This is a genomic window from Micromonospora sp. L31 (assembly GCF_052068075.1).
GTDB classification, from domain to species: domain Bacteria; phylum Actinomycetota; class Actinomycetes; order Mycobacteriales; family Micromonosporaceae; genus Micromonospora; species Micromonospora purpureochromogenes.
Map to the genome: position 1 here is coordinate 297,638 of NZ_JBQHDC010000003.1, position 15,425 is coordinate 313,062.

General features: G+C 70.2%; 12 protein-coding genes. 5 read left to right on the plus strand and 7 right to left on the minus strand.

Annotated elements, in window-relative coordinates:
* Nucleotides 1-143: 143 nt before the first annotated feature.
* On the minus strand, nt 144-548 hold the full coding sequence (locus ACTMS9_RS11000) for a cobalamin B12-binding domain-containing protein (RefSeq protein WP_154941907.1): 405 nt from the start codon (nt 546-548) through the stop codon (nt 144-146).
* A gap of 387 nt (nt 549-935) precedes the next feature.
* Here ACTMS9_RS11000 and ACTMS9_RS11005 point away from each other — a divergent pair, with 387 nt between their 5' ends.
* The 3 genes from ACTMS9_RS11005 to ACTMS9_RS11015 all read left to right on the plus strand — a co-directional run bounded on the left by ACTMS9_RS11005 (nt 936) and on the right by ACTMS9_RS11015 (nt 3,554).
* Nucleotides 936-1,652, plus strand: a complete 717-nt coding sequence (locus ACTMS9_RS11005; protein WP_441164851.1) for a M23 family metallopeptidase — start codon at nt 936-938, stop codon at nt 1,650-1,652.
* Nucleotides 1,653-1,914: 262 nt separating this feature from the next.
* Nucleotides 1,915-2,688, plus strand: coding sequence for a M23 family metallopeptidase (locus tag ACTMS9_RS11010; RefSeq protein WP_441142392.1), 774 nt, complete (start codon nt 1,915-1,917; stop codon nt 2,686-2,688).
* A gap of 119 nt (nt 2,689-2,807) precedes the next feature.
* Complete coding sequence (locus tag ACTMS9_RS11015; protein WP_441164852.1) at nt 2,808-3,554, plus strand: hypothetical protein; 747 nt, start codon at nt 2,808-2,810, stop codon at nt 3,552-3,554.
* Between the two features lie 255 nt (nt 3,555-3,809).
* Here the strand turns inward: ACTMS9_RS11015 and pcrA are convergent, their stop codons facing one another.
* Nucleotides 3,810-6,215: a DNA helicase PcrA gene (gene pcrA / locus ACTMS9_RS11020; protein WP_280836885.1), complete on the minus strand. Its 2,406-nt coding sequence runs from the start codon at nt 6,213-6,215 to the stop codon at nt 3,810-3,812.
* A 201-nt stretch (nt 6,216-6,416) separates the two neighbouring features.
* Here pcrA and ACTMS9_RS11025 point away from each other — a divergent pair, with 201 nt between their 5' ends.
* Both ACTMS9_RS11025 and ACTMS9_RS11030 read left to right on the plus strand, forming a co-directional pair.
* The gene (locus tag ACTMS9_RS11025; protein ID WP_441164853.1) at nt 6,417-8,270 is read left to right on the plus strand and encodes a bifunctional metallophosphatase/5'-nucleotidase; all 1,854 of its coding nucleotides are present in this window, start codon (nt 6,417-6,419) and stop codon (nt 8,268-8,270) included.
* Nucleotides 8,271-8,531: 261 nt separating this feature from the next.
* The gene (locus ACTMS9_RS11030) at nt 8,532-8,873 is read left to right on the plus strand and encodes a chorismate mutase (protein ID WP_154941902.1); all 342 of its coding nucleotides are present in this window, start codon (nt 8,532-8,534) and stop codon (nt 8,871-8,873) included.
* A 188-nt stretch (nt 8,874-9,061) separates the two neighbouring features.
* Here ACTMS9_RS11030 and ACTMS9_RS11035 read toward each other — a convergent pair whose 3' ends face one another.
* The 5 genes from ACTMS9_RS11035 to ACTMS9_RS11055 form a co-directional block, all read right to left on the minus strand.
* Nucleotides 9,062-10,075, minus strand: coding sequence for an ABC transporter ATP-binding protein (locus ACTMS9_RS11035; protein WP_441142388.1), 1,014 nt, complete (start codon nt 10,073-10,075; stop codon nt 9,062-9,064).
* Nucleotides 10,068-11,096: an ABC transporter ATP-binding protein gene (locus ACTMS9_RS11040; RefSeq protein ID WP_441142630.1), complete on the minus strand. Its 1,029-nt coding sequence runs from the start codon at nt 11,094-11,096 to the stop codon at nt 10,068-10,070. Before ACTMS9_RS11040 ends, ACTMS9_RS11035 begins: the two co-directional genes overlap by 8 nt.
* A 26-nt stretch (nt 11,097-11,122) precedes the next feature.
* Nucleotides 11,123-12,097 (minus strand): ABC transporter permease, encoded by a 975-nt coding sequence (locus ACTMS9_RS11045; RefSeq protein ID WP_441142387.1) that lies wholly within the window; start codon nt 12,095-12,097, stop codon nt 11,123-11,125.
* Complete coding sequence (locus ACTMS9_RS11050) at nt 12,090-13,016, minus strand: ABC transporter permease (RefSeq protein ID WP_441142386.1); 927 nt, start codon at nt 13,014-13,016, stop codon at nt 12,090-12,092. Before ACTMS9_RS11050 ends, ACTMS9_RS11045 begins: the two co-directional genes overlap by 8 nt.
* A 146-nt stretch (nt 13,017-13,162) precedes the next feature.
* Nucleotides 13,163-14,803: a peptide ABC transporter substrate-binding protein gene (locus ACTMS9_RS11055; protein WP_441164854.1), complete on the minus strand. Its 1,641-nt coding sequence runs from the start codon at nt 14,801-14,803 to the stop codon at nt 13,163-13,165.
* Nucleotides 14,804-15,425: the final 622 nt, after the last annotated feature.

Sequence of the window (15,425 nt, forward strand, 5' to 3'; positions counted from 1 at the left end):
TCCGGCCGGCCCTCCCCAGCGTCGCCGGCAGCTCCCGACCCACTCCAGGTACGCGACTCCGGCGGCATCCACCGGATACCGCCGGAGTGCGCGAGACGGAGTCGACCAGGGTGCCGGGCGCGGGCCCGGCGGTTGCGCAGTCGTCAGGCGACGGACTGGGCCACGTTCCCCCGGACCCACTCGACGATCGACTGGGTCGTCGCGCCCGGGGTGAAGATCTTCGCCACGCCGAGCTGCTGCAGCTCGGGGATGTCGGCGTCCGGGATGATGCCGCCGCCGAAGACGACGATGTCCCGGGCGTCCCGCTCGGCGAGCAGCTCCAGCACCCGCCGGAAGAGCGTCATGTGCGCCCCGGAGAGTACGGAGAGGCCGACGGCGTCGGCGTCCTCCTGAATGGCGGTCTCCACGATCTGCTCCGGCGTCTGGTGCAGGCCGGTGTAGATGACCTCCATGCCGGCGTCGCGCAGGGCACGCGCGACCACCTTGGCCCCACGGTCGTGGCCGTCGAGGCCCGGCTTCGCGACGACGACCCGAATACGAGAGCTCATCAGCGCACACCTTTCACGGGCTCCGCGGCTATCACCTGAACGAACGGTAACCCGCCCGGTCGGGGGCGGGAAATCCGGGCCGTACCCCTACCGTCCGGCCGCCCCCCGAGAAAGCCGGACGCCTCCGCCGAACGGTCACTCTGCGCGACGAACGGGCAGTAACGGGGACGGCCGTCCGGCGTACCGAGCTATGACAATGATGGACGGAAAGGGACAGAAAGACTCACCGATTCGGCGGTTCCGCTTGTGACCGGCGCGGCGGAGGGCTAACGTGTCCACGGTTGTCATCAGGTCCACCGACGGGTGACGACGCGACCAACGGACGTTCGACCGAGCTTCACCGAACGGCCGGAGATCGCATCGGATCCCCGACAACGGAGGGTGTGCGTGCGCCAGCGCCTGTCGTCTGAGCCCGATAGATATCGCGGCCGCCGTCGCGTACCCACTCCCCCGCGCAGCCGCTACGCGGCAGTCGTCACCACCGCGTTCGTCGGTGCCGGCATCGTCGCGCTGGGCGCGAACGCGCTCCCCGACGCCAAGAGCGTGAGCCCGTCGGTCCTCGACGAGCTCAAGCAGGCCTCGATCACCAGCCAGGACGCGGCGGCCCGCGCCGACGCCGCCGACCGCGCCTCCCGCGACACCAACCGCGACGCCGAGGTCAACGCCGGCGACCAGGACCCGTGGCTGCTGCCCCTGCAGGGCTACGACTTCAACTCCCCGTACGGGATGCGCTGGGGCAAGCTGCACACCGGCATCGACCTGGTCGCCGCCGAGGGCACCCCCTACGTCGCCATCCACTCCGGCACCGTCACCAAGGCCGGCTGGTTCGGCGGGTACGGCTACGCCGTGATCGTCCAGCACACCGACGGCAGTGAGGCCATCTACGGCCACTCCTCCTCCGTGAACGTCAAGGAGGGGCAGCAGGTCAAGGCGGGCGACCAGCTCGGTCTGGTCGGCAACACCGGCCACTCGTACGGCTCCCACCTGCACCTGGAGATCCATGTCAAGGGCGAGCCGCGGGACCCGGTGCCGTGGCTCCAGGAGCGCGGAGTGGACATCAAGCTGCAAGTCGAGGCTTATTACAGCGAGGTAGCGGCTTCCTGACGCTCCGTATCGCCTGATGACCGCCCGGATCAACCGATCCGGGCGGTTTTTCGTGCGCGGAAGTCTGCTGGGTCACAGTCAGGACTGTGAGCGATGCCACCGTCGCCCAAGATCAGGTATCGGGGCAGAGACGGCCATTCCGCCACAATGGCTGACAGTTGCCCCGCCGGTCGCTGGCGACCCTGCGGTACCCGTACCCACCGCGGACCCGGTCGACACCCAGGATGAGTTGTCCCCAGCCCCCTGAGTGTGAAGGTCAGCCGTGCAGGAAGACACCCCCGCCCAGAACGAGATGACCGTGGCCGCCCCGGGCCGGCACCGGCTGCGGAAGCGGCGCGGCGGGCACGCTCTCGTCGTCGGCGCGGTCGCGCTGGTCGGCCTCGGCCTCGCCGGCGCCTCCACCATCGCGTTCGACCGCGACGACGCCCCCGCCCCCACCGCCGTCTCGCTGGACGCCGCGTCCCGCGCCGAGGACGCCGCCCGCGCCGACCGTTCCGCCCGTGAGTCCGCCTCCCCGGCCACCCCGTCGGCCAGCCCGACCACCGCCGGCCCGACCGCCAGCCCGTCGGCCACGCCGACGAGGAAGGCGACCCCGAAGCCGAAGCCCACGCCGACGAGGACGGCCAAGCCGAAGCCGTCCTGGGTCATCCCGATGAAGGGCGCGGAGATCACGTCCTGCTACGGGCAGCGGTGGGGCACCCTGCACGCCGGCATCGACTTCGCGATGCCCGCCGGCACGCCGGTCCGTGCCGCCTTCGGCGGCACCGTGGAGAAGGCCGGCGACGTCGGCGACGGCTACGGCATCTCGGTCGTGGTCAACCACGGCAACGGCTACCTGACCCACTACGCGCACCTGAGCACAGCCAAGGTCGGCGTCGGCGAGAAGGTCGGCGCCGGGGAGACCCTCGGCCTGGAAGGCTCCACCGGCGACTCCACCGGCCCGCACCTGCACTTCGAGGTGCACCAGGGTCAGATGTGGAACCAGATCGACCCGGCGCCGTTCCTGCGCGCCCGAGGCATCGACGTGGGCTGCTGAGCCCTTGGAGTCGGCCAGGTCGTGGGGACGGTCACCGGCAGTCGGCCCCGCCGGGCCCTCCGTTCACACTGGTCGCCCGAGAACCGTCAGAGCTCGCAAGCGACTGCTACCTTCGCGCCATGTCGGAGCAGCAGCCTCGGGTGCCGTTGGCCGTGGAGGCCCGGGGTGACAGTGCCGGTCCGACCGGGTGGCGGCTGCGCGCGGTCAGACTCACCATGGCCATCCGCCGCGCGCTGCCGCTGGTGGGCGTCCTCACCGCGGGCATGCTGGTGGGGGCCGTGGCCGGCAGCGCACTGCTGAATCCAGACTGGTTCCTGCTGGGCTTCCTCGTCGGCATGTTCGTCTCGCTGGGCGGCATCTATGTGATCTCCGGCCGCGACCTGCGTTTCGGCTGGGGATTCACCGCTGTGGGTCTCGCGATCCTGGTCAACGTCGCGTTCCTGCACGGCGCCTCGAAGGTGGTCCTCGAGCTTCGGGGCGAGCCGATCCGCGCGACGGTGGCCGCGGTGCGCGACGGATTCGAAGGCAAGGGCGAGCCCACCCGCCGGTTCCGGCTGGTGGAGGCCGGCGGTGTCCCGATCCGGGGCGAGCTGACGTTGTCGCGCGACGTCGAGCTGGGGGTGGGCGACGAGGTGAGCGTGCTGCGGGACGCCGCCGGCCTGGCGCACCCCGTCCCGGCCGACGAACAGGTGGCGGGCAGTACCGGCGCGATGGTGTTCTTCTGGCTGCTGGTGGCAGTGCCGGCCCTGATCTCGGGGCGGCCGCCGCGGTATCCGTCGGGCGCCGCCGCCAATCCCGGCCAGAGCCGCGTTGTCGAGACGGCCCGCCGCCGCAAGCGCGACCGCCCGCGCTCCAAGCGGCGATGACCCCGCAACACGGCCACGTCCGCCGATCGCCTCGCCGCCCGCCAGTTATCGTCACCGCCACGGGCACGGCAACCCGACCCGGATCAGGACCGCTGCGGGGCCCGTGAGAGAAGTCGGGCGATCCGCCGATGAGAATGGCCGGGCGAGTTCCTGGTCAGCGCCCGGACCACCGACATTTCGCCGAACACCCACAGCCGCGGACGACGCGAGCAGGGGCCGGACCCGGGCGGTGCGCCGGGTCCGGCCCCTGCGTCGTCAGAGCTTGTCGATCGGGGCGTGCCGCAGCACCAGCCACATCGTCTGGTCCCCGAAGTCAATCTGCGCCCGGGCGCCCGGGCCGTGCCCCTCCACGGCGAGCACCCGACCGAGGCCGTAGCGCTGGTGGTTGACCCGGTCCCCCGCCGCCACCTTGGGCCCCTGCGGCAGCTCGCTCGCGGTGGCCAGCCGACTGCCGTCCACCCCGAGCCGCTTCGCCAGCTCCGCCGCCTTCGGCGTACCCCCGGCGAAGCCGCCGCGCGCGCCGGGCGCGCGGTCCGCGCGGCCACCGACGCCGCCGCCCCCGCCGGCCCAGGAGGTGTACGACCCCTCGGTGCGCTCCCAGCGGACCAGCTCCGGCGGCAGCTCCTCCAGGAACCGCGACGGCGGGTTGTAGGCCGGCTGCCCCCAGGCCGAGCGGGTGACCGCCCGGGAGAGGTAGAGCCGCTGCCGGGCCCGGGTGATGCCCACGTACGCCAGCCGGCGCTCCTCCTCCAGCTCCCGGCTGTCGCCCAGCGAGCGCAGGTGCGGGAAGACGCCGTCCTCCAGGCCGGTCAGGAAGACCACCGGGAACTCCAGGCCCTTGGCCGTGTGCAGCGTCATCAGGGTGACCACGCCCTGGTGGTCCGGGTCGTCGGAGGGGATCTGGTCGGCGTCGGCGACCAGCGCCACCTGCTCCAGGAACCCGGCCACCGTGGCCCGCTCGCCCTCGGCGCCCAGCGCCTCGATCCGCTCGGTGTACTCCCGGGCGACGCTGACCAGTTCCTGGAGGTTGTCCACCCGGCCGGCGTCCTGCGGGTCGAGGCTCTCCTCCAGCTCGGTGAGGTAGCCCGAGCGGGTCAGCAGCGCCTCCAGCACCTCCTCCGGGGTGCCGGTCTCGGCCAGCTCCCGCGCGCCGTCGAGCAGCGCGACGAAGTCGGCGATGCCGTTGGCCGCGCGGGTGGAGATGCCCGGTGCCTCGCGGGCCCGGCGCAGCGCGGCGCCGAAGGAGATCCGGTCGCGGCTGGAGAGCGCCTCCACGCACGCCTCGGCGCGGTCGCCGATGCCCCGGCGCGGGGTGTTGAGCACCCGGCGCAGGCTGACCGTGTCGTCGTCGTTGACCACCGCGCGCAGGTAGGCCAGCGCGTCGCGGACCTCCTTGCGCTCGTAGAAGCGCACCCCGCCGACCACCTTGTAGGGCAGGCCGGCCCGGATGAACACCTCTTCGAAGACCCGGGACTGGGCGTTGGTGCGGTAGAAGACGGCGACGTCGCCGGGGCGGGTGTCGCCGGCGTCGACCAGCCGGTCGACCTCCCGGCCCACCCAGTCCGCCTCGGCGTGCTCGGTGTCGGCGACGTAGCCGACGATCTGCTCGCCGGCTCCGGCGTCGCTCCACAGCCGCTTGGGCTTGCGGGAGGTGTTCCGGTCGATGACCGCGTTGGCGGCGTTGAGGATGGTCTGGGTGGAGCGGTAGTTCTGCTCCAGCAGGATCGTCCGGGCGTCGGTGAAGTCCCGCTCGAACTCCAGGATGTTGCGGATGGTCGCGCCCCGGAACGCGTAGATCGACTGGTCGGCGTCGCCCACCACGCAGAGCTCGGCCGGCTCGATCCCCTCGGTGCCGGAGACCAGCTCCTTGATCAGCGTGTACTGCGCGTGGTTGGTGTCCTGGTACTCGTCGACCAGGACGTGCCGGAACCGGCGGCGGTAGCTCTCGGCGACGTGCGGGTGCGACTGGAGCAGGTGCACCGTCGTCATGATCAGGTCGTCGAAGTCCAGCGCGTGGGCCTCGCGCAGCCGGCGCTGGTAGAGCGTGTACGCCTCGGCCAGCGCCCGCTCGTTGGGGCCCTTGGCCCGGGCGGCGAACGCCTCCGGATCGACCAGCTCGTTCTTCAGGTTGGACACCTGGGCGGCCAGTCCGCGCGCCGGGTAACGCTTGGGGTCGAGGTCCAGCTCCCGGGTGACCAGCTGCATCAGTCGGCGCGAGTCGTCGGCGTCGTAGATCGAGAAGGTGGACTTGAGCCCGGCGTGCTCGTGCTCGGCGCGCAGGATCCGCACGCAGGCGGAGTGAAACGTCGACACCCACATCAGCCGGGCCCGCGGGCCGACCAGATGGGAGACCCGCTCCTTCATCTCGCCGGCGGCCTTGTTGGTGAAGGTGATCGCGATGATCTCGCCGGGGTGCACGTCCCGCGCGGCGAGCAGGTACGCGATCCGGTGGGTGAGCACCCGGGTCTTGCCGGAGCCGGCGCCGGCCACGATCAGCAGCGGGGAGCCGGCGTGGGTCACCGCGTCCCGCTGGGGGCCGTTGAGCCCCTCGACCAGGGCCTGCGGATCGAGGTGCGCGGCGGAGGACCCGGGCCGGCGCGCCGGCGGGCGGGCAGGCTCGGGCGCGGGCGGGGACGCGGGGATGTCGAAGAGAGGATGCATCGCACGGCGAGTCTATGCCGCCGGCCGGACACTTCCCGTCCGCGCACGCCCCGGCGCGACGGCGCGGTCACGGGGGCCCGGCCGGTCGGCGCGCTGAGACGAACCTGTCACGGCGTCACCCCTGGCGCCTTCGTCCCCGAAGCGCAACGATGACCGTGAAAACCCCGACTACTCCCCCGTACACGACTTGGGAGAACCACCATGACTCCACCGCGCTCGCGCGGTCGGGCCCTGCTGCGTCACCTCGCCGCACCGGCCCTCGCGCTGGCCGTCGTGGCCAGCCTGCCCGCCACCGGACGGCCCGGACCGCAACCGGCCGCCACCGATCCGACGGCCGGCCTGGCCCCGGTCGCCGTCTCCTACGCCACGCCCACCGGCGGCGAGGTCAAGGGCAACTTCCTGAGCTACAACGACTTCCACGGCGCCATCGACCCGCCCGGCGGCAGCGGAGCCGCGGTCAACGGCACCCCCGCCGGCGGCGTGGAATACCTGGCGACCTGGCTGAAGAAGCTGCGCGCCGACGCCGCGGCCGAGGGCCGCCGCACCACCACCGTCGGCGCCGGCGACCTGATCGGCGCCACGCCGCTGGTCAGCGCGGCCTTCCACGACGAGCCGACCATCGAGCTGATGGACGAGGTCGGGCTGGAGATCAGCTCGGTCGGCAACCACGAGTTCGACGAGGGCGTCGCCGAGCTGATCCGGATCAACAAGGGCGGTTGCCACCCGGTCGACGGCTGCCAGGACTCGGACGGCTTCGCTGGCGCGAAGTTCACCTACCTCGCCGCCAACACGCTCGACCGGAAGACCGGCCTGCCGATCCTGCCCCCGGTGGACGTGAAGTTCGTCGACGGCGTGCCGGTCGGCTTCGTCGGCGTGACCCTGGAGGGCACTCCGGGCATCGTGAACCCGGCCGGCATCGCCTCGGTGCGGTTCGCCGACGAGGTCCGGACCGCCAACAAGTGGGGCGGGCTGCTCAAGCTCTTCGGCATCCGGGCGATGGTGCTGCTGGTGCACGAGGGCGGCGCCCAGTCCCCGCCGCCGGCCGCCCCGGGCGTCTCGGACTGCGCCAACTTCTCCGGCCCGATCGTCGACATCGTCCGCGGCCTGCGGCCGGAGTTCGGCCTGGTGGTCTCCGGGCACACCCACCGCTTCTACTCCTGCTCGCTGCCGAACTCCTCGGGCGCGCAGAGCGTGGTCACCAGCGCCGGCAGCAACGGGCAGCTGATCACCGACATCGACTACTCGCTGGACCGGCGCACCGGCCGGTTCACCGCCATCTCCGCCCGCAACGTGGTGGTGGAGAACGGCGTTCGCAACCCGGACGGCAGCTGGCAGCAGAGCGCCCCCGGCGTCTACGTCCGCAACCCCGAGCTGGTCGACGCGGGCGCCAAGGCGCTGGCCGACAAGTACCGGGCCGCGGTCGCCCCGATCGCCAACCGGGTGGTGGGCAGGATCAGCGCGGACATCGTCCGGGACGCCAGGCCCAACGGCGAGAGCCCGCTCGGTGACGTGATCGCCGACGCGCAGCTCGCGTACACGAAGGGCGACGGGGCGCAGCTGGCGCTGATGAACCCCGGCGGCGTCCGGGCCTCGCTGTCGTACGCGGCGTCGGCCGGCGGCGAGGCGCCGGGCGAGGTGACCTACGGCGAGGCGTTCACCGTCCAGCCGTTCAACAACCTGGTGGTCACCCAGACGCTGACCGGCGCGCAGCTCAAGAGCGTGCTGGAGCAGCAGTTCGTCGGCTACCAGGGGCAGACCACCCAGCGGATCCTCCAGGTCTCCGCCGGGCTGACCTACTCCTACGACAGCACCGCCCCGGCCGGCTCGCGGATCAGCGCACTGGCGCTGAACGGCGTCCCGGTGGAACCGGCGGCCGGCTACCGGGTCACCACCAACGACTTCCTCGCCAACGGCGGGGACGGGTTCACCGCGCTGACGGCGGGCACCGGCCGCACCACCGCCCCCGGCTTCGACGTGGACGCGCTGGTGGCCTACCTGGGCGCGGGCGCGCCGGTGGTCCCGGGCCCGGCCGACCGGATCACCCGGCTGGGCTGAGCGGACGTCGCCCGGCCCCGGCGTCGGGGCCGGGCGACCTTCCCAACTGTTGGCGGAATCCTTGCGCGGCCGTACCCGCGGTCGGCATACTCGACTCCGTGTTCGGTCAGCGCTTCTACTTTTACTACGGCACCGGGAGTCCGGCAGCCGTGGGTCGCGCCTGATCAACCAGACCTACGAAAAGCCCCGGGCTCCTGGAGTCCGGGGCTTTTCGCGTTCCGGGTTCCCGACACCGGGCACGACGTCAGAGAGGTACGACCGATGATGACAGACGTGGCGGAACAGAGCGGCAACACGGCACGCTCCCGGGCGGGCGACGGCCGGAACGCGGCACCCGGGTTCGGCACCGACGAGCCCGCGGCGGCGGCCCGGATCGCAGCCATCCGGGAGCGCATCGACGAGATCGACCGGACGCTGATCGGGCTGTGGCAGGAGCGGGCGGAGCTCTCCCAGCAGGTCGGCGCCACCCGGATGGCCTCCGGCGGCACCCGGCTGGTGCTGTCCCGGGAGCGGGAGATCCTGGAGCGGTTCCGGCAGGCGCTCGGCGCCGACGGCACCCAGTTGGCCCTGCTGCTGCTGCGCGCCGGCCGCGGACCGCTGTGACGGGTGCCGCCGGTCCGGGAGCCGGGCGGGACGCCCGGCCCGTTGTCCTGCGGCGTACCCTCTGGCGGCCCTGAGCGACAGCACGGCCCGGGCCGTTCGCGGGCGCCCGGCCCGGCGGCGGTCGGGCCCGGATACGACGAACCGCCTGCCGGCGTCACGCGGACGCCGGCAGGCGGTTCGGAGGAGTCTCACACCTCGTGCGTGGCGACGATCTCCCGCTTCTCGGCGAAGTGGCAGGCGCTCGGGTGGTCCGAGCCCTGCCGGATCTGCAGCAGCGGCGGCTGCTCGGCGCAGATGTCCTGCGCCTTCCAGCACCGGGTGCGGAACCGGCAGCCCGAGGGCGGCGACACCGGGGACGGGACGTCACCGGTGAGCCGGATGATCGCCTTGTTGTTCCGCAGCGTCGGGTCCGGCACCGGCACCGCCGACAGCAGCGCCTGAGTGTACGGGTGGGTGGGCCCCTCGTAGATCTCGTCCTCGGTGCCGATCTCCACGATCTTGCCGAGGTACATCACCGCGACCCGGTCGGAGAGGTGACGCACCACCGACAGGTCGTGCGCGATGAACACGTACGACAGGCCGAGCTCGTTCTGGAGCTTCTCCAGCAGGTTCATCACCTGCGCCTGGATCGAGACGTCCAGGGCCGAGACGGGCTCGTCGCAGATGATCACCTCGGGCCGCAGGGCGAGCGCCCGGGCGATGCCGATGCGCTGGCGTTGACCGCCGGAGAACTGGTGCGGGTACCGGTTGATGTGCTCCGGGTTGAGGCCCACCAGGTCGAGCAGTTCCTTGACCTTGTCCCGGCGGCTGCCCTTCGGCGCCACCTCCGGGTGGATCTCGAACGGCTCGCCAATCAGGTCACCGACCGTCATCCGCGGGTTCAGCGAGGTGTACGGGTCCTGCATGACCAGCTGGATCTGCCGGCGCAGCCGACGCAGCGCGCCGCCGGACAGCTTGGAGATGTCCTGGCCCTTGAAGAGCACGCTGCCGGCGGTCGGCTTCTCCAGGTTCATCAGCACCCGGCTCAGCGTCGACTTGCCGCAGCCGGACTCGCCGACCACGCCCAGGGTCTCACCGGCCCGCAGGTCGAAGGAGACGCCGTCGACGGCCTTGACGTGACCGATGGTCTTCTTGAACACCACACCGCGGGTGACGGGGTAGTGCTTGACCAGGTCGCGTACCTCGAGGATGTTCTCAGACACGGTTCACCAGCTCCTCGGCGAAGTGGCAGGCGCTGGCCCGACCGGCGCCGATCTGCAGCAACGGGGGGAGCTTCTCGCGGCACACCGGCTGGGCCATGGCGCAGCGCGGGTTGAACGGGCAGCCCGGCGGGATGTTCATCAGGTTCGGCGGGAGGCCCTTGATCGTGCGGAGCTGCTGGCCCTTCTCGTCCAGGCGGGGGATCGAGTCGAGCAGGCCGAGGGTGTACGGGTGCCCCGGCTTCGCGTACAGGTCGTACACGTCGGCTTCCTCGACGATCCGGCCGGCGTACATGACCGCGATCCGGTCCGCGACGTCGGCGACCACGCCGAGGTCGTGGGTGATCAGGATCATGCCCATCCGCCGCTCCCGCTGGAGCTCGCCGAGCAGGTCCATGATCTGGGCCTGCACGGTCACGTCCAGCGCGGTGGTCGGCTCGTCGGCGATCAGCACCTCGGGGTCGAGCGCCAGCGACATCGCGATCATCGCGCGCTGCCGCATACCGCCGGAGAACTGGTGCGGGTAGTTGCTGAACCGGCCCTTGGCGTTCGGGATCTTGACCTGGTCGAGCATCTCGATCGCGCGCTTCTTGGCGTCCGCGCGGCTCATGCCGCGCCGGATCCGGAACTGCTCGGCGATCTGGAACCCGACGGTGAAGACCGGGTTCAGCGCGGAGAGCGAGTCCTGGAAGATCATCGCGATGCCCTCGCCACGGATGCGGCGGCGCTCCTCGGCGGACATCTTGAGCATGTCCTTGCCGTGGAAGCGGACCTGACCGCCGGTGACGAAGCCCGGCGGCATGTCGAGGATGCCCATGATGGTCTGCGCGGTGACGCTCTTGCCGGAGCCGGACTCGCCGAGCACGGCGAGGGTCTCCCCCGCGTCGACGTGGTAGGTGACCCCGTTGATGACCTTGGCGACGCCGTCCCGGGTGCGGAACTCCACCCGCAGGTCGTCGACCTCGAGCAGCCGGCCCGAGGGGCGGCCGGATCCGTCGGCGCCCGGCGCGGTCTGCTCGGACACGAGAATGTCGGACAACTCAGTCTCCCCTATCGGAGCTTCGGGTCGAGGGCCTCGCGGACGGCCTCACCGAGCATGACGAAGCTCAGCACGGCAGTGACGAGGAACGCGGAGGGGAAGAAGAGCAGGTACGGCGACGGCCGCAGGTACTGCTGCGCTTCGTTGACCATGATTCCCCAGGAGACCACCGGGCTCTTCAGGCCGATGCCCAGGAAGGAGAGCGTGGCCTCGGCGCCGATGAACGAGCCGACCATGATCGTCCCGTACACCAGCAGCGGCGCCAGGCAGTTCGGCAGCAGGTGCTTGAGGATGATCCGGCTGGTGCTGGCGCCCATGGCCCGCGCCGCCACGATGTAGTCGGCCTCCTTGTTGGCGAGCACCGAGGAGCGCATCAGCCGCATGACCACCGGCCAGCCCAGGAGGACCAGCGACGCGATGACCAAGCCCTTGATCTCCCACGCGCTGTTGTCGCTGCCGGCGCCGTTGAAGGTGGTCAGGATGACGATGGCGCCGAGCACGAACGGCAGGCCGAAGAAGATGTCGGCGATCCGGGAGAGCACGGCGTCCACCCAGCCACCCCGGTAACCGGCGATGACGCCCATCGTCCCGCCGATGAGCATGACGCCGAGCACGGAGAGCAGCGACACCACGATCGACGCGTTGGCACCGTAGATCACCCGGGCGAAGACGTCACGGCCCTGCACGTCGTAGCCGAACCAGGCGTCGCCCGACGGCTCCACCCGGCTGCGCGACAGCGCGCCGTTGTACGGGTCACCGTCGGTGAACAGCGACGGGAAGAGCGCCATCAGCACGAAGATCACGATGAACGTGGCGGAGATCCAGAACAGCGGCTTGCGCCGCAGGTCCCGCCAGGCGTCGCCGAGCAGACCGCGAGGCTTCTCCTTGCGGGTCCCCTCCGGCTGGCCCGGGGTCGCCGGCACCATCTCGGTCGGGTTCTCCGGTCGGGGGGTGCTGACGATGGAGGCGGTGGAAGGGTCACTCATAGCGAATCCTCGGGTCCAGGGTGGCGTAGAGCAGGTCCACCAGGAGGTTCATCAGGAGGTAGACGAGCACCAGGACCACCACGATGGAGACAACCGTAGCGCTCTCCTTGGTGACGATCGCCCGGAGGACCGCACGGCCGATGCCGTTGATGCTGAAAATGCCCTCGGTGATGATCGCGCCGCCCATCAGGGCGCCGAGGTCGGTGCCGAGCAGGGTCACCACCGGGATCAGCGAGTTGCGCAGCAGGTGGATGCCGACCACCCGGCGCATGGGCAGGCCCTTGGCGATCGCGGTCCGCACGTAGTCGGCGCGGCGGTTCTCCGCGATGCTGGTGCGCGCCACCCGGGCGACGTACGCCATGGACGCGCTACCGAGCACGAAGCCCGGGAGGATCAGTTCGGAAAAGCGCATCTCGCTGGAGACCGTCGGCTTGACGATCTCCCACTGCACGCCGAAGAGCCACTGGAGCACGAAGCCGATGACGAAGACCGGCAGCGCGATGAGGAACAGGGTGCTGACCAGGACCAGGTTGTCCAGGAAGCCGTTGCGCCGCAGGCCGGTGAGCACACCTGCGGTGAGGCCGATGACCGCCTCGATGAGCAGGGCGACCGCGGCGAGCTTGAGGGTGTTGGGATATGCCGTCGCGATGATGTCGTTGACCGAGCGCCCGGACCAGGTCGAGCCGAAGTCCCCCTGGAAGAGGTTCTTCATGTAGATGGCGTACTGCACGAAAAACGGCTCGTCCAGTTGGTACTTCTCGGTCATCATGGCGACGTAGTTGTCCGGGCAGCCCCGATCACCGCACTTGCCGGCGAACGGGTCACCGGGAACCGCCCAGACGAGCGCGTAGATCATTAACGTCGTCCCGATGAACACCGGTACGAGTTGGAGCAGCCGTCTCAACAGATAACGGCCCATGGGGTGGTCCTCCAGACAGGGGGCGCGTCGGACGGCCGACACGGATGGTGACAACGTGGCGAGGGAATGTTGTAACACCCCTCGCGGAACGGCCCCGGGTCGGGCTCACCGGTTGGCGAGCCCGACCCGGGGTCAGACCGTTCGGATCAGAGTTCGACAGAGGTGATGTCGAGCTCGCCGACGTTGGTCAGCTCCATCTTCTTGATCTTCTCCGAGTGGCCGGACTGCTGGCCACCGAAGTAGACCGGGACGGTCGGCACGTCGGCGTCGATCTTCGCCACGGCCTGCTCGAACAGCGCGTGCGAGGCCTCGAGGCTCGGGGCACCGCTGGCCTGCTTGGCCAGGGCGTCGACCTCGGGGTTGCTGTACAGACCGTCGTTCGAGGAACCACCGGTCACGTAGAGCGGGTTGACCCAGTTCTCGACGTCCGGGTAGTCCTGCTGCCAGCCGGCGCGGTACATGCCGTCCATCTTGTGGGCGTTGATGTTCTGGCGGAACACCGCGAAGGTCGGCACACCGGTGGCGACGGCGTCGATGCCCAGCGTGGTCTTGATCTGCTGCGCGACGGCCTCCATCCACTCCTTGTGGCTGGCGTCCGCGTTGTAGTAGAGCTTCAGCTGGCCCTTGAAGCCGCCAGCCTTGGCCAGCAGCTGCTTGGCCTGCTCCGGGTCGTACTTGCAAGCGGTGCAGTTGCCCGGCTTGGCGCCCGGGGTCAGCGGGTTGGCCCAGCTGTCGGCCGGCTTGCGGTTGCCGAAGAAGATCTTGTCGCTGATCTCCTGGCGGTTGATCGACAGCGAGATCGCCTTACGCAGGTCCGCGTTCTTGAAGCGGGCGTCGTAGATCGGGAAGGCGATGATGCCGGTCACCGGGGTGGTGGAGGAGATCGCCCGGTCGCCCAGGTCGTTCTTCCAGTTGTCACCCGCGAGCGAGGAGACCGGAACCTGCTGCATGAAGTCCAGGTTGTTCGAGACCAGGTCGCTGTAGGCGGCCGTGTCGTCCTGGTAGATCTTGACGTTGACGTCCTTGATCTTCATCTTGTCGCGCAGGGAGTACTCGTCGAACCGCGTCAGCTTGATCGCGACGTTGTTCTCCCAGGACACGAACTTGACCGGGCCGTTACCGATCGGCTTCTTGCCGAAGTCCTCCGCCTTGCCGGCGAAGAAGGCGTCCGGCAGCGGCATGAAGGTGCTGTAGCCGAGCTTGGTCGGGAACACGGCGGTCGGCGCGGCCAGCGTGACCTCGAAGTTCCAGTCGTCGACGACCTTCAGGCCGGACATGGTCTTCGACTTGGGCTCGGGGGCCTTCTTCGGGCCGTCCTCGTCCGGGTCGGTGGTGTTGACGTCCGCGAAGCCCGCGATGTCGGCGAAGAAGCTGGAGTTCTGCGCGCCGTTCGGCGAGTAGGCGCCCCAGTTCCAGGCGTCCACGAAGTTCTTGGCCTTGACGACGGTGCCGTCGTGGAACTTCGTGTTCTGCTTGATCTTGATCTTGTAGACCTTGGAGTCGGCCGTCTCGATCGACTCGGCCAGCGCGTTCTGCGGCGCGCCACCGTTGTTCGGGTACTCGACCAGGCCGGTGAACAGCCAGTCGATGATCTTGCCACCACCGGTCTCGGTGGTGTTGGACGGAACCAGGGGGTTCTCCGGCTCCGTACCGTCGACGACGATGCTGCCGTCAGAACTCTTGGCGGCGGTGTCGCCGCCGTCGTCGTTGGTGGAGCAGCCGGACGCGATGAGCGCGAATGCCGCGCCCACGGCGATGGCGCCGCTCGCCCGCTTCGAGACTCTCATTCCGAGGGGCCTCCTCTTTCGTAACCTGGTTCCGTCGTGGGTTTCACGCACGCATGGGGGGTGACGCCGCCGGTGACCCCGTGTCGCAGGTCACCGGTACTACCGCAGAGAAATCGGGACACCCCAGGGGGACCGATCCGCCGGGCCACCGCACCACTGGAGCTCGACACCGCGCAGGCTCGACGGCCACGAACCGCACTGGTGGGCGGTGCCGTGGTCGGCGGGACGTACGGGGTGCCTCACACCAGGGGTGAGGTGCTGCCACTGTGACACTCACCGGCCCATTACGTGAAGGTGCCGTTATCAAGACGTTAGTTGCCCGCCACGTTGCCGATACTTGAGAAAAGATCATGAAGTGCCCTGGTCGTACCGCTCTGAGCAGGTAAGACAGCAAGGCACCGCATCTCCGCACCACCCGTGGGCTCGGGGCTTGTGAGCTTCCCCGCCTGCGCTCCGGCGCTCTCCGAGGTCCACCGAGCGCTGGCCGTTTTTGCCCATCCGGATGATGTCGACTTCGGCTGTGCGGGCACCATAGCAGGCTGGGTGGAGGACGGCGTAGCGGTGGTCGTACCTGATCGTCACCCGTTGCGACGGCGGCGGCTTCGACGCCACCGCCCGCGAG

Excerpts from the sequence above, each read along its gene's own strand:
- ACTMS9_RS11030 (WP_154941902.1), top strand. The coding sequence starts at position 8,532 with ATGATGACAGACGTGGCGGAACAGAGCGGCAACACGGCACGCTCCCGG.
- ACTMS9_RS11045 (WP_441142387.1), bottom strand. The coding sequence starts at position 12,097 with ATGAGTGACCCTTCCACCGCCTCCATCGTCAGCACCCCCCGACCGGAG.
- ACTMS9_RS11055 (WP_441164854.1), bottom strand. The coding sequence starts at position 14,803 with ATGAGAGTCTCGAAGCGGGCGAGCGGCGCCATCGCCGTGGGCGCGGCA.
- ACTMS9_RS11025 (WP_441164853.1), top strand. The coding sequence starts at position 6,417 with ATGACTCCACCGCGCTCGCGCGGTCGGGCCCTGCTGCGTCACCTCGCC.
- pcrA (WP_280836885.1), bottom strand. The coding sequence starts at position 6,215 with ATGCATCCTCTCTTCGACATCCCCGCGTCCCCGCCCGCGCCCGAGCCT.
- ACTMS9_RS11000 (WP_154941907.1), bottom strand. The coding sequence starts at position 548 with ATGAGCTCTCGTATTCGGGTCGTCGTCGCGAAGCCGGGCCTCGACGGC.
- ACTMS9_RS11050 (WP_441142386.1), bottom strand. The coding sequence starts at position 13,016 with ATGGGCCGTTATCTGTTGAGACGGCTGCTCCAACTCGTACCGGTGTTC.
- ACTMS9_RS11015 (WP_441164852.1), top strand. The coding sequence starts at position 2,808 with ATGTCGGAGCAGCAGCCTCGGGTGCCGTTGGCCGTGGAGGCCCGGGGT.